This window comes from Streptomyces sp. NPDC054765 (assembly GCF_053612065.1).
Map to the genome: position 1 here is coordinate 1 of NZ_JBSHBP010000108.1, position 15,819 is coordinate 15,819.

A 15,819-nucleotide genomic window follows, 5' to 3' on the forward strand; every position below is an offset into this window, starting at 1 on the left:
GGCGAGGCTTCTTCTTCCCCATGCTCTCCATGATGGACATCCTCCCGGGGCAGAACCCCTGATCTCTGATGTCCGTCAAAGCGGATCAAGCCCAGGGCGACTTGTCATGGTCCAGGAAGGTGTTTCGACCGAAACACCTTCCTGACTCCCGTTTGGTTGAGGCGGCCAGCGTCTCGTTCGACACAGCGCCGTTGCAGAGCCCGGCCGCCTGGGGCCGGGCTGGAGGCCAACAGCAACAGGGCACCGAGTGGTGGTCCCGCCGCGCGCCTGTCTGCGGGCGGCGCTTCTCACCAAGAAGTACTTCGTGCGCGTGCCCGATGACCTGCGTAGGAGTCGGTAGCCCTACCTATCTGGGGATACGGTGACAGCGAACGCCCGGAGTCAATTCGCGTGACTCCGGGCGTTCGCCCGTGATCGGTCACGCGGCCCAGCCGACGGGGGAGACGTAGGTGTAGGCGTCCCAGTCGGTGCCCCAGCGCTGATGATCTCAGGCCGAGACGTCGGTCGAGTCGAGACGTTGGATGGCGGACTCCGAGGATTCAATCGAGCAGCCCGAGTTGCCCCGCGGCCCGGATCGCCAGCCAGACCTCGGCAAACGCGCCGGTGGCGGACAGATCGCGGCCGGTGACCTCGCCGAATCGGCGCAGGCGGTAGGAGAGCGTGTTGGGGTGGATGTGGAGGGCTGCGGCGGCCTCGTCCGTACGGCGGTCGCGTTCCATCCAGGTGCGTACCGACGGCAGAAGTCGCGAGCTGTGATCGGCGTCGTAGCGGAGGGCCTCGCCGAGTACGTGGTCGACGAGGGAGGTGAGCGCGGCGGGGTCGTCGGGCAGCCAGCGGCCGGTGGCGTCATCGCCGTAGCGGATGAGGGCACAGCCGGAGGCGGCGGCGTGGGAGGCCGCCCACAGCGCCTCGCGCTGCGCGACCCGCAGCGGGGCGCCGGGGCTGAAGGGGCGGCTCATTCCGGCGGCGACGCCGGGCAGGGCGGCGATGGCGTCGCCTAGGCCGGGTGAGCCGAGCAGGTAGCGGTCTTCGCCGCGGTTGAGCAGGAGGTAGGACGGCTCCTCCAGCGCGTGCAGCACGGCGTCCTCGGTGACGCCTCTGACCACGGTCAGGGCGGTCTCGCCCTCGATGGAGTGCCGCAGCAGGCGGCGCTGGGCGACGGCGGGGTCGAGCGCGCCCTGGAGCAGTTCGGCGAGGATCTCCGCGCCCTCACGCCGCAGGGTCTCGCGTTCGGTGCGGAGCATGGCGAGCTGGAGGGCGGCCACCGTGGCGATGTGCTGCACGACGGCGAGTCCGGCCGGGCGCGCGCCGTCACGCTCGAAGGCGATGAGGAAGCCCGCTGTGCCACCGGGTGAGGGCACGGGGAGGGCGAAGCCGCCGGGGATGGTCGGCGGGCTGTCCACCGAGGCGGGGATCACGGAGGGGGCGGGAACGGGCACACCGGGCAGCAGTGGGCGGCCCTGTGTGGTGCACAGGTAGATGTCGTATCCGGACAGCTTCTCCAGGCGGCCGAAGAGTGTCGCGGTGTCCAGGGCCTCCGATGTCAGCCAGCGCAGCGCCCCGAAGACCTGGAGCTGCGCGCCGAGCCGGTGGCGGGCGTCCTCCTGGACGGCGGCGGCCAGGTCTTGCGCCACTGCGATGAACGGTACGGCGAGCGGGACCTCGAGGACCGGCATGCCGCGTTCCTCGGCGGCGGCGAAGAACGCCTGGCGCAGTTCGGGCATGTTCAGCTGGGCGGAGACGGCGAGTGCGGCGACTCCGGCGTTGTCGAGGCGTTCCAGGTAGGCCCGCTGTCCGGCGGCCGTGCGGGGCACAGCGAGCCCCGTCGTCATGATCATCTCGGAGCCGAGCAGCCAGGGCGTGGGGTCGGCCAGCTCGCTGACATGTGCCCAGGAGACGGATCGGTCCAGGCCTGAGGCGCCCGCGAGCAGGCGTAGCTGGAGCGCCGGATACGACAGCAGATCCCCGACGGTCACTCGCCGTTCTTTGTTGCCAGGCACAAAGAGATTGTATCTGTTTGTGGCTGCGCCAATTGTGATGCAGAACCTCGGTTGCGCACACTCGGCACCAATCGGATCCGCCTCTGCGCTCGCTTGCGAGATCCACATCGGTGCATGTGAGAAGGGATGGCACCCCCAGATGACCGAGCCCCGAGGGCCTGTCGATTCCTCCAAGGTCCCGCGTTTCGCGGGTCCCGCCACGTTCGCCCGGCTGCCGCGGCTCGACGAGGTGGCCCGCGCCGACGTGGCGGTGGTCGGTGTCCCGTTCGACGCCGGCGTCTCCTACCGGCCCGGCGCCCGCTTCGGGCCCTCGGCGGTCCGCGAGGCCAGCCGGCTGCTGCGCCCCTACCACCCGGGCCTCGATGTGTCGCCGTTCGCCACCCAGCAGGTGGCCGACGCCGGGGACATCGCCGTCAACCCCTTCAACGTCGGTGAGGCCATCGAGACCATCGAGGACGCCGCGAGCGGCTTGCAGACCGACGGCACCCGCCTGGTCACCATCGGCGGCGACCACACCATCGCCCTCCCGCTGCTGCGTGCGGCTGCGAAGCGGTACGGCCCGGTCGCGGTGCTGCACTTCGATGCACACCTCGACACGTGGGACACCTACTTCGGTGCCGAGTACACTCACGGTACCCCCTTCCGCCGCGCCGTGGAGGAGGGCATCCTCGACACCTCCGCGCTCTCCCACGTCGGTACACGCGGTCCGCTGTACGGCAAGCAAGACCTCACCGACGACGAGAAGCTGGGCTTCGGCATCATCACCTCCGCCGACGTCTACCGGCGGGGCGCCGACGAGGTCGCCGACCAACTGCGGCAGCGCATCGGCAACCGGCCCCTGTACATCTCCATCGACATCGACTGCCTCGACCCGGCGCACGCCCCTGGCACCGGCACCCCCGAGGCCGGCGGCATGACCTCCCGGGAACTCCTGGAGATCCTGCGCGGCCTGGCCGCAAGCCACCTGATCGGCGCGGACGTCGTAGAGGTCGCGCCCGCCTACGACCACGCAGAGATCACCTCGGTCGCGGCCTCGCATGTCGCCTACGACCTGATCAGCCTGCTCGCCCTCAAGGAGGACAGATGAGTGACGCTCCAGCTCTGACCGAGGTCGAGCAGTACGGTGTCGAACGCATCCCCGATGCGGACCGCACCGCGACCCCCCTCGACCTGTTCCGGGTCGCGTTCGGCGGCGCCAACACCTTCGCCACATGTGTACTCGGCGCCTTCCCGATCCTGTTCGGGCTGTCCTTCTGGCAGGGCCTTGCGGCGACCGTGCTCGGCCTGGTGTCCGGCGCGCTGATCCTCGCACCGCTGGCCGTGTTCGGTCCGCGCAACGGCACCAACAACGCGGTCTCGTCCTCGGCGCACCTGGGTGTGCACGGGCGGATCGTCGGCTCGTTTCTGTCGCTGCTCACCGCCATCGCGTTCTTCTCGATCTCGGTGTGGTCCTCCGGCGACGCCCTCGTCGGCGGCGCGCACCGGCTGATGGGCGTACCGCAGAACGACGGCGTGTTCGCTGTTGCGTACGGCATCTTCGCGCTGCTGGTACTGACGGTGTGCGTGTACGGCTTCCGGTTCATGCTCTTCGTGAACAAGATCGCGGTGGTGGCGGCCTCGACGCTGTTCGTCCTCGGCTTCTTCGCCTTCGCCGGGGACTTCGACCCCGGCTACCAGGGCACCTTCCACTCGGCGTCCTCGGCCGGGTTCTGGCCCGCGTTCATCGGCTCGGCACTGATCGTGCTGTCCAACCCGGTGTCGTTTGGTGCCTTCCTCGGCGACTGGGCCCGCTACATCCCGGCCGACACCCCGCGCCGCAAGGTCATCACGGCGGCGTTCGCCTCGCAGATCGCCACCATCCTGCCCTTCTTCTTCGGCCTGGCCACCGCCTCGATCATCGCCGAGAAGGCGGCGGACTACATGGACCCGAGCGCCCCGAACTACGTCGGCGGCCTGCTGGCCGTAGCGCCCGGCTGGTACTTCCTGCCGGTGTGCCTGCTCGCGCTCATCGGCGGCATGTCCACCGGCACCACCTCGCTCTACGGCACCGGCCTGGACTTCTCCAGCGTGTTCACCAGGTTCAGCCGGGTGCAGGCAACACTGTTCGTCGGTGTGCTCTCGATCGGGTTCATTTTCGTCGGCCGCTTCGCCGCCAACCTGGCTCAGTCCATCTCCACGTTCGCGACGCTGATCATCACCTGCACCGCCCCGTGGATGGTGATCATGATGCTCGGCTTTGTGACCCGTCGCGGCTGGTACGACCCGGACTCGCTCCAGGTGTTCAACCGGCGCCACCGCGGCGGCCGCTACTGGTTCAACCACGGCTGGAACTGGCGCGGCATGGGTGCCTGGCTGATATCCGCGGTCCTCGCCCTGATGTTCGTGAACCTGCCCGGGCAGTTCATCGGCCCGCTCGGCAACCTGGCCGGTGGCGTCGACCTCTCTCTGCCAGTCGGCCTGGGCATCGCCACGCTCCTCTACATGGCCCTGCTGTGGATCTTCCCCGAGCCGCGCGAGGTCTACGGCCCCGAGGGGCCGCTCCTGGTCCGCGCTTCGGACACGCCCATTCCGCCGATCACCACGCAGACCGGTGCGCCCGTCGCCGCACTGGCGGACGCAGCGTAAGGCCGCCGAGCCCCTCACCGACCTCTGCGTTGAGAGCGCCAAGGTCCACACCAACGGCATGACGCGCTGAGAGTCGACGTCACCGACCCCCGCAACAAGGAGCGCCACCCATGCACAACGAGGTTCTCAAGGCCGCCGACGTCCTAGTGTCCGCGTTCGGCGAAGGCCGCCTCGACGACTACTTCGCTGCGTTCGCGCCCGAAGCGACGTTCATCTTCCACACCACCCCCGAACGTCTCACCTCCGCCGCGGACTATCGCGCCCTGTGGGACCGCTGGGTTGCCGAGGACGACTTCCGCGTCCTCGCCTGCATGTCCACCGGCCAGCTCGTCCAACTCCTCGGCGACACTGCTGTGTTCAGCCACCAGGTCGAGACCACGGTCAGCACCACGGCCGGTGAGGAGACCGTCCACGAGCGCGAGACGATCGTGTTCCGCCGCGAGGAGTCCGGCCGCTGGCTCGCCGTGCACGAACACCTCTCGGCGGCGTTCGGGGCGTGAGCCGGACGCCACACGGCCTGACAACAACGTGATGGAGATACCACCGGCGCGACCCGCGGCGGTGAAGAAAACTGAGGACAGAGCGATGAACGAGCTTGGTGCGCTGCGCAACTACATCGATGGCGAGTACCGCGACGCGGCCGACGGACGCCGCCTGGACGTGATCGACCCCGTAACGGGCGAAGTGTACGCACACTCTCCTAATTCGGGCGCCGCCGACGTGGACGCCGCGATGGCCGCCGCCGCAGCGGCCTTCCCCGTCTGGCGCGACACCACGCCCGCCACCCGGCAGCGGCTGCTGCTGAAGATCGCCGACGCCGTGGAGGCCCGGGCCGACGAGATCACGGACGCGGAGTGCCGCAACACCGGCAAGCCGCGAGCCCTGACCCTCACCGAGGAGATCACTCCGATCATCGACCAGATCCGGTTCTTCGCCGGCGCCGCACGTCTGCTGGAGGGAAAGTCGGCGGGCGAGTACATGGAGGGGATGACGTCGATCATCCGGCGAGAGCCGGTCGGCGTGTGCGCGCAGGTCGCACCGTGGAACTACCCGCTGATGATGGGCGTATGGAAGTTCGCCCCGGCGATCGCTGCGGGCAACACGGTCGTCCTCAAGCCGTCCGACACCACCCCGGCGTCCACCGTGCTGCTCGCCGGGATCATCGGCGACATCCTGAAGGAGATGGGCCTGCCCGCCGGCATCTTCAACGTGGTCTGCGGCGACCGCGAGACCGGCCGGCTGATGGTCGAGCACAAGACCCCGGCGATGGCAGCCATCACCGGCTCGGTCCGCGCGGGCATGCAGGTCGCCCAGTCCGCATCGAAGGACCTCAAGCGCGTCCACCTCGAACTCGGCGGCAAGGCGCCCGCGGTGGTCTTCGAGGACGCCGACATCACCGCCGCCGCGGAGGGAATCTCCGTCGCCGGCTTCTTCAACGCCGGGCAGGACTGCACCGCGGCGACCCGTGTCCTGGTCCACGCATCGATCCGCGACGCCTTCGTCACCGCTCTCGCCAAGGCCGCCGCCGCGACCATCACCGGCGGCGGCATCGACGACGAGGACGTGCTCTACGGTCCCCTCAACAATGCCAACCAGCTCGCGCAGGTCTCCGGCTTCATCGAGCGCCTGCCCGACCACGCCAAGGTCGAGACCGGCGGTCACCGCGTCGGCGAGCACGGCTACTTCTACGCCCCGACCGTCGTGTCCGGTCTGAAGCAGGATGACGAGATCATCCAGAACGAGGTCTTCGGCCCAGTCATCACCGTGCAGACCTTCACGGACGAGGCCCAGGCCGTCACCTACGCGAACGGCGTCGAGTACGCACTCGCCTCGTCCGTGTGGACGAAGGACCACGCACGGGCGATGCGGATGTCCAAGGCCCTGGACTTCGGCTGCGTATGGATCAACACCCATATGACCCTCGTCGCAGAGATGCCGCACGGCGGCTACAAGAAGTCCGGCTACGGCAAGGACCTGTCCGCGTACGGCTTCGAGGACTACACCCGGATCAAGCACGTCATGACGGCCCTCTGAGCACCGGAAGCCCAGGTCAGCGCACGGTGACCTGCCACGGGACGGGCGATCCAGACCGACTTGCCACCCGGACTCGCCGGGGACGACCGACAGACGGCCGCCGGCTTCGGCGGCGAGGAAACGGATGATGACCAGGCCCCGGCCGTTGTCCTGATCAGCCCATGCCAGTGCCAGCGCCTGCTCTTCTGCAGAAGAACAGCATCGCCATCGGTTCCAACGAGTCCTTCAGCGGTGAAGTAGGCCGCCGACGAGGTGCCCCCAGCTGGGGTCCTTTTCCGACGGCCCCTTCCCGAACGGTACGTGTGAGATTCGGTGAGAAGCCGTTATCAAAGCGATCTTGCAGCTTGAGGAGCGGACGGGCGTGCGGGTCCTGCTCCCGTTTGGATGATCACGGACTGGCCGGTGCATGAAGGAAGGGCCTCCTGCGTAGCTCGGAGATGTCGAGTCAACAAGCACCCAGGAGGCCCAGGTGTCACAGTCTTCCGCGCCCGTCGTGTCGGTGTCTAACTCCGATGTGTCGCGGTGCGATTGCCTCGCTCATCGGTTCGGCAACGCCGCCGACCACGAAGGCCACGAGCGCCGCTACCCCAGCGATCTGACCGACGCCGAGTGGGCGGTGGTCCGCGACGCACTGCCGATGCCGCGCTGGCTTCAGGGACGGGGCGGCCGACCGGAGTCCTACTGCCACCGCGTGATGGTCGACGCCGTGCTCTACCTGGTCGACGGCGGCATCAAGTGGCGTGCGATGCCGGTCGACTTCCCCGGCTGGGTGGCCGTCTACCGCTTCTTCCGCCGCTACCTCGCGCAGGGCCTGCTGACGGAGCTGCACGACCGGCTGCGCCGACAGGTGTGCGTGGAGGAGGGCCGTGACCCGGAGCCGCCAGCTGCGATCATCGACTCCCAGTCGGTCAAGGCCGACGCCGTGGTCGGTGCCGACTCGCGCGGTTTCGATGGCGGAAAGAAGATCAATGGGCGTAAGCGCCACCTGGTGGTCGACTGTCTCGGGCTGCTGCTGGCTTTACTGGTGACCGCCGCCTCGACCACCGACCGCGACGCCGCGCACGCTATGCTGCCGCCGCTGCGCGCCCGATACTTCCGCTTGAAGTTGATCTGGGCCGACAACTCCTACAGCGGGGCGCTGGTGGAATGGGCCGGTGCCGCACTACGGCTGGCGCTGCAGGTGGTCAAGCGCGCGGAGAACACGGTGGGCTTCGCGGTGCTAACGCGCCGCTGGGTGGTCGAGCGGACCAACGGATGGCTGCTGCGCACCCGTCGCCTGGCGCGCGACTACGAGCGCACCACCCCGGCCGCGGAAGCGATGATCTACTGGTCGATGACCGCGCTCATGACCCGCCGTCTGGCCGCACGGCGCTGAACCGGCCGTCCGGCTCCTTGACCAGCTTCCTCGAACAGCGCCTCGTAGCGTGGATGCTCCTCAGGCAAACCCTCCAACTCCTCCAGCACCGATGTGATGCCGGCCTGGAGACCGGCCACTTCACCGGCTATCTCGCGATTGATCTCGTCCACTCGTACCCCCTGGGCAACGGCGTCGGGGAAGACTTCCCCGACGCCAGCTGTGAAACCGATCGACCCTAGCGACGGACACCGACCTCTCGGGTGCCAACGGTGCTTTCAGGCCGAATAGGTGCGCGTCGCAGGGACGCGAATGCGATGACCAAGCGCCTGACCCGGAAGAAGCTGGCCAGCAGCTGGACGCGAGAGTCCAACCCTCTTGCTGAGAGGTCATTCCGCCGAGCCCGGCCGTCCCGGCCGAGGTGTTCCTGCCAGCGGCTGAGCTTTGGCGGCGAAGCCGCTCTACTGCGGCTGCCGGATGGGTAGCGTCGTTCAGCCGTAGATCGATCACAGGGGAGGATCGGCCATGAAGTGGAGCCCGACGGGGTGGGGAGCGAAGATCGTAGAGGGGGAGCGAGAGTATTCGCTGCCCGTGGAGAAGTGGGGACCGAAGGACGAAGCGATGGTCGCGATGCGGGACAGCCCTAGGCTGCTCCCCGCCACGAAGGTGCCGGGGTTCAAGGAACTGGTGCCGTACCACCGGGTGGTCTCGGTCCTGCCGGCCGCTCCCGGGTGGAAGGTACAGGCCGAACGGTTCGGCCCGTTCGATGCGTTCACCGCGCCCATTGCCGCCTGGGTCATGGACGGGGAAGGCATCTTCTGGCCCGTCATCGGCGTGAGCGAGCCCGAGGACGGGGGACCTCACCGGCCGTCGCCGGACGGCGAGTACACGGTCCGCCCGCACTTGAGTAGCGGCAACAAGATCATCGCCCTGACGCCTGACACGCGCTCGCACACTGGACAGGCAGCTGGAGCAACGCCATGGATCCACGCGGCGGAGACTACGAGCAGCAGGCGCGCTACTTCGCGCCCAGGGCCGTACTGGGCGGACACAGGCTCACTGAGGCACAGGAGCAGTTGGCGCGGCCGGTCCTTGAGGCCGTGCTGCTGGTCGGCCTTCCGCCGTACAACACCGAGGCGGCCGCAGACGGGGAGGAGACCGCGGTGGCGCTGGTGCCGCAGGACCGCCGCGGGCTGCGAGTGCTGTGGCAGCAAGACCCGGCAGCCGCCCACCACCTTCCCTCCGAGCTGTGCGAAGCCCAGCAGGCCGCGATGAACCAGGCCCTGCGCACGATCCTGTCCGCACACCGGTTCCAGGTTGCTGATGGCCCGTTGGTCGAGGCTCCGCTCGTTCTTGGGGTCACCCGTCGGAACGGGTGACCCCAAGAACGGCGCGGGTCAGCGGTTGTTGCGGTAGGCGATGATGCCGCCGGCGACCAGGCCGCGGCCCTGGGCGGTGCGGAACTCCTCCAGCCGCTTGGCATCGGTGTACTGCTCCAGCGTGCTGTCCGGCGGGGTGCGCACTCCGAGTTGCGGGCCGTAGAAGCACACCACGTACCCGTGGTGCAGGGCGGCTGAGTACCAGTCGGGCGAGGTGGGGACGGTGATGCGGGAGTAGACGCCGCCGTCCGGGGAACGCAGCTCGATCCGGTCGTCGGCCAACCGGTGCAGGGCCCAGCCGGGGGTGGCCCGCAGATCGCCGAAGCCGCGGGGGAAGCGTCGCAGTCCCGCTGTGATCGCGCCCTCCACCTGGATTTCCTTGGGCTCATCCCCGGGAAGGCGGGACATCATCGCGCGTTCCGGCTCGAACAGGGCAACCGGCATCGGGTCTTCGCCGTCGGTGGTCTGCACGGTGCCGGTGTCCGGGTCGATGCCGGTGGCGACCTGCCCCAGCCCGAGCGAGGGGGAGTTCATGTAGAGCAGCCGGCCGTGGTCGTCGACTTTGTCGCTCAGCTGCGCCCCGGCCGCCAGGATCTCGGCCTGGCTGACGGCCCGGTCGTCGATGTGGAACCGCTGCCGCGGTGGTTGCTGCCGGTCACGCCGCTGCTTCTTGGGCTTGAACCGTCCCATCGAGGTTCCCCCTCCGTGTGTGATCAGCCAAGCCTCGGTCAGGCGCGAGCGACGGCACAAGACCGCCTCACGCCATACGCACTGCCCGGTCGCAGCGTCTGACCGCATCACGCAAGGCGCCTGTTGACCTGACGGACCAGAAGCCGCCCCGGTCCGCCGGAAGCCGCCGCATCCCCGTCGCGTGAGTGGCTCTTGACTGTCGTCACCGGCCTGCGGGACGGTCGTGGCGCAACTATGCGCAACCGACTCGACACGGGAGAGCGCCATGACGTTACGGTTCGTCGGGATCGACCCCAATACTGGAGGCGAGGGATCGCCCACGGTGTGGGTGGAAGAGGACAGCGCGGACCTGGTCCTCCAAGGTGAGGAAGCCGACGGACTCCTCCAGGCCATGGTCGGCTCCACCGAGTGGGTGGCCGGCCACAAGACGGGGATCCCCGCGCACGAGCGGGTGATCCGGATTCCGGCCCGCATGGTGCCGATTCTGAGGGAGGCGTGCGATGCCGCTGAACGCGCAGCAGCTGAAGACCGCGACGTTCGCTGAGCTGCTCGCCGACACCCACCACACGGCTGTTCATCTGGAGATGCGCGACGCCTATGCCGTCGGTGACGAAACAGACGACTACGCCGCATTCCTGCGGACCGGCATGCCGAACCTCGATCCGGCCCGCTCGTTCTGGCCCCAGTGGATGCCGCTCGTCAAGGACGCGGTCGCCCGCGGCGTGGTCATGCGCCGCGCCCGGATCGTCTCCGAACCGGTCACCGACTACATCCGCTACGAGCACGCCATCACCCCGCTCAACCTCCAGGCCGGAGAGGACGTGCGCTGGCTGCCCCGCCGCCGCGCCTCCGACATCCCGCTGCCCGGCAACGACTTCTGGCTCCTGGACGGCGAGCTCGTGCAGTTCCACCACTTCACCGGCACCGGCGACTGGGCAACCGACGGCAAGGAACGCACCACCGACCCGGCCGCCGTCACGCTGTGCACCACCGCGTTCGAGACCGTGTGGGAGCGCGGCATCCCGCACGAGAAGTACACCGTCTAGGCCCCTGAGCAGCCCCATGACCGCATCCCCATCGTCCAGCGCACAGGCAGCCCGTGAGGCACTGGCCGTGCGCTTGCAGCACCTGCGCAAGGACGCCGACCTCACCGGGAAGGACCTCTCCGCCCGGTGCGGCTGGCACCCCGCGAAGACCACCCGCATCCAGAAGGGCGACGCCCCGCCCTCGGACACCGACATCCGGGCCTGGTGCGCGGCGTGCGGCGCGGACGACCAGGCCGACGACCTCATCGCCACCGCCCGCGCGGTCGACTCGATGTACCTGGAGTGGCGCCGCCTGCACAAGGACGGGATGCGCAAGGTCCAAGAGGGCTGGTATGCCCTGCACGAGCAGACCCGCGTCTGCCGGGTCTACGTCTCCAACGTGCCGCCCGGCTTCTTCCAGACACCCGGCTTCGCCACCGCCCTCATGGGCCAGATCACGGCCTTCCAGGGCACCCCGAACGACGTCGCCGAAGCGGTCGCCGCCCGGGTCGCCCGCTCCCGCTTCCTCTACGAGGGCGGCCACCGCTACGTCGTCCTCATGGAAGAGTCCGTCCTGCGCTACCGCACCGCCGACCCCGACGCCATGCGCGGCCAGCTGCGCCACCTCCTGGCCGTGATGCCGCTCGCCTCCGTCTCGCTGGGGATCATCCCGTTCACCGCGCAGCGCACCGTGTGGCCGCTGGAGGCGTTCTACCTCCACGACGACGACGTGGCCGTGGTGGAGACCCTGACGGCAGAGATCAAGGTGACGCAGCCCCGCGAACTCGCCGACTACGCCAAGGCGTTCACCGGCCTCGCGGAGATGGCCGTCTACGGCGACGCAGCCCGCGCGCTCATCCGGGCCGCGATCGACGCCCTGGAGTGAACTTCCGCAATTTCCCGCAATCTCGTTGAGGACGGAGCGGGCGCCTCCGTAGCGTCGAACGACACCGACGCACCCCAGCACACGGAGGCGGTGCCCATGAGCGCACCCACACCCGCCGGCCCCGCACCACAAAGCCCCGGCCTCCACCCGCCCGCCTTCGGCTGGCCCTCCCCGGCGCTGCTGGCCCGCGCCGACCGCGGCTACGCCCGCTTCCTCGCCGTCCAGGCCCCGGACGCCGACACCGGCGACCACGACCAGGACGACGACGTGGCGGGCGCACGATGAGCGACACCCACGTCGTGCTCTACGACCCGCGCGGCCTGATCGAGGCCGAACTCCCCCTGGACCGCGCCCCGCACGAGGCACTCGTCACCGCCGTCCTCGCGTGGAAGAACCCGGACCTCGCACCCCGCGACTACGAGCAGATCGCCCTCCAGCTCACCGGGCACGCCCGCGCAGTCGCCGCCGACGTCCAACGCCACGCCGCCGCCCTGTCGAAGAACGACGGCCGCGGCGCCCTCGCCGAAGTCGTCCTGCGCGAAGCCGCCGGCCGCCTGGCCGCACCGCTCAAGGGAACCGCCCACTGCGCCCAGAACCGCGCCCGGCTCGTGCAGGCCCTCTACACGCGGCTGGACCGCCTCACACAAGCCGCCCCAGCGGCTCCATAACCCGAGAAGCCCTGCCACAGGGGAGCTCGTTGGGCAGGTATGACGACCTACGATCCTGCGCGACGCGCTGACCGCCCGCGCTCAAAGGGACGACACCTGAGACCGCCAGACGCACCCACCGCAAAGGAGCCGGCCGCCTCATGGTGACCCTGCGAGAACTGACCACCGAAGACACCCATGCCCTTACCCGCATCTACAGCGGGGCCTCCGTCCGGCACACCACCGGCAAGCCCCTCACCCTCGACCAGGCCCACGAGAAGATCCGCACGGCCCTGGCCCGAGCTGCCGAGACACCGCGCGCGCAGTGGAGCTGGGGCATCGCCGCCACCGGCGAGATGATCGGCCTGATCTCCCTGCGGCGACGAACCCCGACCATGGGCACCCTCAGCTACATCCTCCGCGAGGACATCTGGGGCAACGGCTACGCCACCGAAGCCGCCAAACACGCCGTCGACTTCGCCGTCACCACGGCCGGCCTGGAGCGCCTGGAGGCCATGCACCACCCCGACAACCCGGCATCCGGCCGCGTCCTGGCCAAAGCCGGCTTCACCCGCACCGGCACCGCCGACCGGCCCACCGAGGACGGAACCACCGTGGCATACCAGGTGTACGCATTGCCGTTGCCCTGGGCCCCGCTTGGTCGTTGAGGGGGTGTTCACGTCCCCCGCGCGAACGCAGTGTGGCCCGGCCGGCCGAACCGGTCGGGCCACACTGCTGAGTACGAAGGAAGGGCCGGCGCCGGGCACGCGCCGTACCTCACACCACGACCGCCCCGGGGCCGGTCGTGGCAGCGGGCGCGGCGGCGGACGGGCAACGGTCAGGGCCTACATCTGACGCCCCAAGGGGACACGCGTCGACGCACCATGATCGGATCGCCACAGCCTGCGTCGTTGATCCCTTTGGAGCCTTCATGACATTGCGGTTAGCAATCACTGCCGAGCCGATACCTTCCCATGTGTCCGCGCTCGATTACATCACCGGCCCGGCCCTTGAGCAGGGCCACGAGGTTGCGCTCTACGCCCCCCTCATGTTCCGCAGCGAAGCCCAGCGGCGCGGAGTGGAGTTCCACAGGGCAGGAACAGACTGGACATGCGATCGCGCCGTTCAGCGGGCAGCGAGTGAGATCTGGAAGGCGTCCGGAAACGTACCCTTCAACCGGTACGTCTTCGGTCAGCTCTGGCCAGATCAGGCCGAGAAGAAGGCCCATGACCTGATCACCGCGTGGACACGGGCGCGGCCTGACCTGGTGATCGCCGAATGCAGCGATCTCGGCGCGCACCTCGCGGCGAAGGTCCTGCAGCTGCCCGTGCTCGCAGCCGACAACGGCCTCGGCCCGCTACTCCTGGACCTCTGGGATACCGACATCGCGCCCGCGTTGACCTCGCTCTACAAGCAACACGAGCAGGACACGCCCGTCCTCCCTGAGATGCTCACCCCCGCGCCGGCCCAGTGGTTCTACAAGACGCCCCCGTCATCGGCGCGCGCGGTCCAACGTACCGTCGCGGGGGACTGGACAGCCCTGCCCGAGTGGCTGGACCGCTTCCCCACCTCCCGCCCCCTTGTCTACGTGAGCCTTGGCACCCTGACCACCGCAATGGCGGGGCTCCGTACCATCGTGGCGGACATCTACCAAGAGATCCTGGCCGCTCTCTCCGTGATCGACTGCGACGCGATCGTGTCCGCGGGAGATCTCGCGGAGCACTTGCAGAGCACGGACCCCCGTATCAATGTCGTCAAGCACGTCCCGCAGCCCGCGCTCCTGCACCGTGCCAGCCTGTTCGTGACGCACGGAGGCCGGGCATCCCTGCTCGACGCAGTGCAGGGCACAACGCCCGTCCTGGGCATGGGGATTGTTGCCGACCAGCCCGACAACGCCACCGCCTTCGCACGGCGCGGCCTCGGCCACGCGCTGGAACTCACGGCGACGCGCAAGGAGATCACCGAAGCCATGACGGCTGTCCTTGGCGACCCCTGCTACGCCGCCGCCATGACCGCCGCCAACGCCGAGCTGTCACAGCGCTGCCACCGCTCGACATCACGGAACTGCGGGACAGCAGGTGATTCACATCCGCTAGGAGTCCTTGCAGAAAGATCATCTGTCGTCTGGGAGAAGCTCCAGCAGCACCTGCCACACAAAGATCATTCTGCAAGGACTCCATAGGGCTCGCAGAACAACAACATGCGCACTCATGTTGCCCGGACGTGGGGTGTCAAGTCCCAAAAACCACAAGTTAATTCCCTGCAAGCCCATAGAGCCAGGTGCCTGCCAGGGCGCGGCGGTCACCGGTGAGGACGTAGCGTCGGGCGGCGTGTCGTTCCGACTGCCAGTTGAACCCCCGCCGGATGAACCCTCGGCGCGGGGTGCGGCGGGCGGTTCGGCGGGTGGCCGGGCTGGCGGTTGAAGCGGCGGATCAGGCGGGCAGGGTGTCGAGCGCGGCCTGCCAGGGATACGCGTCCAGGTTGCCGTGCCTGGGTTTGTGGGGCACGAACCCGTTATCGCCGAGCAGCAGGGTCACGCCTGCTGCTCGGAGGGTCTCCACGCTGCGTGGCACCGCTGGGTGTGCGTGCTGGGCGTCGTTCCAGTGCGGCAGGGCAACGGTCGGGATGCGCAGCCCGATCGCCTCGGTCACCAGGCCCAGAGCCAGGGTGTCCGACGTGCCGGCGGCCCATTTGTGCAGCGTGTTGCTGGTGAGCGGAGCGACGAGGATCGCGTCGGGCACCGGTAGCACGTCCGGCTGGCTGGGGAGCTTGTACTGGTAGCGGACGGGGTGGCCGGTGAGCTGCTCCAAGCCCCCGATCCCGCCCGCGGCGACAGCTTCGGGGTCCTCGGCAGCCCACCGGTACGCGGACGGCGTGAGGATCAGGCAGACGTCCCAGCCGGCCTCCTGGGCGGCACGGATGGGGATCCGTATGCGGCGGGCCGGAGGGGCAGCGCAGGCGATCAGGTACAGGGTGCGGTTCGTCATCCGGGCAGTCCACAGCGATCAGCCAGCGCACGCAAGCGGCGCTCTGCACTGCCGGTGCCCAGCAGTCGCAGGTCCTCGACCAGGCTTTTGGAGCGGGCTGGGGCCTTGACCCTTGATCGTGGACACCGGTTGTCATGCGGCAGTGGCCAGCGTAGTTGATCGTTGCTCGAAGGCGGTCGGGCTGATCTGACC

At 68.9% G+C, this 15,819-nt stretch carries 17 protein-coding genes; 13 read left to right on the forward strand and 4 right to left on the reverse strand.

Features of this window, described 5'->3' with window-relative positions; all coding sequences use genetic code 11:
* Nucleotides 1-539: 539 nt before the first annotated feature.
* Nucleotides 540-2,000 carry a PucR family transcriptional regulator gene (locus tag ACWGJY_RS35895; protein WP_453265092.1) on the reverse strand — a complete coding sequence of 487 codons (1,461 nt, stop codon included), beginning with the start codon at nucleotides 1,998-2,000 and terminating at the stop codon, nucleotides 540-542.
* 139 nt (nucleotides 2,001-2,139) lie between these two features.
* Here ACWGJY_RS35895 and speB point away from each other — a divergent pair, with 139 nt between their 5' ends.
* The 5 genes from speB to ACWGJY_RS35920 all read left to right on the forward strand — a co-directional run bounded on the left by speB (nucleotide 2,140) and on the right by ACWGJY_RS35920 (nucleotide 8,034).
* Nucleotides 2,140-3,087, forward strand: coding sequence for an agmatinase (speB, locus tag ACWGJY_RS35900; RefSeq protein ID WP_453265093.1), 948 nt, complete (start codon nucleotides 2,140-2,142; stop codon nucleotides 3,085-3,087).
* Nucleotides 3,084-4,625, forward strand: a complete 1,542-nt coding sequence (locus ACWGJY_RS35905; RefSeq protein ID WP_453265094.1) for a purine-cytosine permease family protein — start codon at nucleotides 3,084-3,086, stop codon at nucleotides 4,623-4,625. Before speB ends, ACWGJY_RS35905 begins: the two co-directional genes overlap by 4 nt.
* 110 nt (nucleotides 4,626-4,735) lie before the next feature.
* Nucleotides 4,736-5,125, forward strand: a complete 390-nt coding sequence (locus ACWGJY_RS35910; protein ID WP_453265095.1) for a YybH family protein — start codon at nucleotides 4,736-4,738, stop codon at nucleotides 5,123-5,125.
* Between the two features lie 85 nt (nucleotides 5,126-5,210).
* A complete protein-coding gene (locus tag ACWGJY_RS35915) occupies nucleotides 5,211-6,659 on the forward strand; it encodes a gamma-aminobutyraldehyde dehydrogenase (protein WP_453265096.1) in 1,449 nt (482 codons plus the stop codon).
* A gap of 469 nt (nucleotides 6,660-7,128) precedes the next feature.
* Nucleotides 7,129-8,034, forward strand: a complete 906-nt coding sequence (locus tag ACWGJY_RS35920) for an IS5 family transposase (RefSeq protein ID WP_453265097.1) — start codon at nucleotides 7,129-7,131, stop codon at nucleotides 8,032-8,034.
* Here the strand turns inward: ACWGJY_RS35920 and ACWGJY_RS35925 are convergent.
* On the reverse strand, nucleotides 7,983-8,186 hold the full coding sequence (locus ACWGJY_RS35925) for a hypothetical protein (RefSeq protein ID WP_453265098.1): 204 nt from the start codon (nucleotides 8,184-8,186) through the stop codon (nucleotides 7,983-7,985). The genes ACWGJY_RS35920 and ACWGJY_RS35925 overlap by 52 nt on opposite strands.
* Nucleotides 8,187-8,993: 807 nt before the next feature.
* Here ACWGJY_RS35925 and ACWGJY_RS35930 point away from each other — a divergent pair.
* Nucleotides 8,994-9,392, forward strand: a complete 399-nt coding sequence (locus ACWGJY_RS35930; RefSeq protein WP_453265099.1) for a hypothetical protein — start codon at nucleotides 8,994-8,996, stop codon at nucleotides 9,390-9,392.
* 18 nt (nucleotides 9,393-9,410) lie between these two features.
* On the opposite strand, the gene ACWGJY_RS35935 is transcribed toward ACWGJY_RS35930, so the two are convergent.
* Nucleotides 9,411-10,082, reverse strand: a complete 672-nt coding sequence (locus tag ACWGJY_RS35935; protein WP_453265100.1) for a hypothetical protein — start codon at nucleotides 10,080-10,082, stop codon at nucleotides 9,411-9,413.
* 265 nt (nucleotides 10,083-10,347) lie between these two features.
* Here ACWGJY_RS35935 and ACWGJY_RS35940 point away from each other — a divergent pair, with 265 nt between their 5' ends.
* From ACWGJY_RS35940 to ACWGJY_RS35970, 7 genes are all read left to right on the forward strand, one after another.
* Nucleotides 10,348-10,626, forward strand: coding sequence for a hypothetical protein (locus tag ACWGJY_RS35940; protein WP_453265101.1), 279 nt, complete (start codon nucleotides 10,348-10,350; stop codon nucleotides 10,624-10,626).
* A complete protein-coding gene (locus tag ACWGJY_RS35945; RefSeq protein ID WP_453265102.1) occupies nucleotides 10,583-11,128 on the forward strand; it encodes a DUF6879 family protein in 546 nt (181 codons plus the stop codon). The genes ACWGJY_RS35940 and ACWGJY_RS35945 overlap by 44 nt, the downstream gene beginning before the upstream one ends.
* Nucleotides 11,129-11,144: 16 nt before the next feature.
* Entirely contained in the window at nucleotides 11,145-11,993 is an 849-nt protein-coding gene (locus ACWGJY_RS35950; protein ID WP_453265103.1) for a helix-turn-helix domain-containing protein, read from the forward strand.
* 96 nt (nucleotides 11,994-12,089) lie between these two features.
* Nucleotides 12,090-12,278 carry a hypothetical protein gene (locus tag ACWGJY_RS35955; RefSeq protein ID WP_453265104.1) on the forward strand — a complete coding sequence of 63 codons (189 nt, stop codon included), beginning with the start codon at nucleotides 12,090-12,092 and terminating at the stop codon, nucleotides 12,276-12,278.
* On the forward strand, nucleotides 12,275-12,661 hold the full coding sequence (locus ACWGJY_RS35960; RefSeq protein ID WP_453265105.1) for a DUF6415 family natural product biosynthesis protein: 387 nt from the start codon (nucleotides 12,275-12,277) through the stop codon (nucleotides 12,659-12,661). The genes ACWGJY_RS35955 and ACWGJY_RS35960 overlap by 4 nt, the downstream gene beginning before the upstream one ends.
* 140 nt (nucleotides 12,662-12,801) lie before the next feature.
* Nucleotides 12,802-13,308 (forward strand): GNAT family N-acetyltransferase, encoded by a 507-nt coding sequence (locus ACWGJY_RS35965; RefSeq protein WP_453265106.1) that lies wholly within the window; start codon nucleotides 12,802-12,804, stop codon nucleotides 13,306-13,308.
* 308 nt (nucleotides 13,309-13,616) lie between these two features.
* Nucleotides 13,617-14,822 (forward strand): glycosyltransferase, encoded by a 1,206-nt coding sequence (locus ACWGJY_RS35970; RefSeq protein ID WP_453265107.1) that lies wholly within the window; start codon nucleotides 13,617-13,619, stop codon nucleotides 14,820-14,822.
* 250 nt (nucleotides 14,823-15,072) lie between these two features.
* Here the strand turns inward: ACWGJY_RS35970 and ACWGJY_RS35975 are convergent, their stop codons facing one another.
* A complete protein-coding gene (locus ACWGJY_RS35975) occupies nucleotides 15,073-15,627 on the reverse strand; it encodes a flavoprotein (RefSeq protein WP_453265108.1) in 555 nt (184 codons plus the stop codon).
* Between the last annotated feature and the right edge of the window lie 192 nt (nucleotides 15,628-15,819).

Coding starts and splice junctions, on each gene's coding strand:
- speB (WP_453265093.1), top strand. CDS start 2,140: ATGACCGAGCCCCGAGGGCCTGTCGATTCCTCCAAGGTCCCGCGTTTC.
- ACWGJY_RS35905 (WP_453265094.1), top strand. CDS start 3,084: ATGAGTGACGCTCCAGCTCTGACCGAGGTCGAGCAGTACGGTGTCGAA.
- ACWGJY_RS35910 (WP_453265095.1), top strand. CDS start 4,736: ATGCACAACGAGGTTCTCAAGGCCGCCGACGTCCTAGTGTCCGCGTTC.
- ACWGJY_RS35915 (WP_453265096.1), top strand. CDS start 5,211: ATGAACGAGCTTGGTGCGCTGCGCAACTACATCGATGGCGAGTACCGC.
- ACWGJY_RS35930 (WP_453265099.1), top strand. CDS start 8,994: ATGGATCCACGCGGCGGAGACTACGAGCAGCAGGCGCGCTACTTCGCG.
- ACWGJY_RS35935 (WP_453265100.1), bottom strand. CDS start 10,082: ATGGGACGGTTCAAGCCCAAGAAGCAGCGGCGTGACCGGCAGCAACCA.
- ACWGJY_RS35940 (WP_453265101.1), top strand. CDS start 10,348: ATGACGTTACGGTTCGTCGGGATCGACCCCAATACTGGAGGCGAGGGA.
- ACWGJY_RS35945 (WP_453265102.1), top strand. CDS start 10,583: ATGCCGCTGAACGCGCAGCAGCTGAAGACCGCGACGTTCGCTGAGCTG.
- ACWGJY_RS35950 (WP_453265103.1), top strand. CDS start 11,145: ATGACCGCATCCCCATCGTCCAGCGCACAGGCAGCCCGTGAGGCACTG.
- ACWGJY_RS35955 (WP_453265104.1), top strand. CDS start 12,090: ATGAGCGCACCCACACCCGCCGGCCCCGCACCACAAAGCCCCGGCCTC.
- ACWGJY_RS35960 (WP_453265105.1), top strand. CDS start 12,275: ATGAGCGACACCCACGTCGTGCTCTACGACCCGCGCGGCCTGATCGAG.
- ACWGJY_RS35965 (WP_453265106.1), top strand. CDS start 12,802: ATGGTGACCCTGCGAGAACTGACCACCGAAGACACCCATGCCCTTACC.
- ACWGJY_RS35975 (WP_453265108.1), bottom strand. CDS start 15,627: ATGACGAACCGCACCCTGTACCTGATCGCCTGCGCTGCCCCTCCGGCC.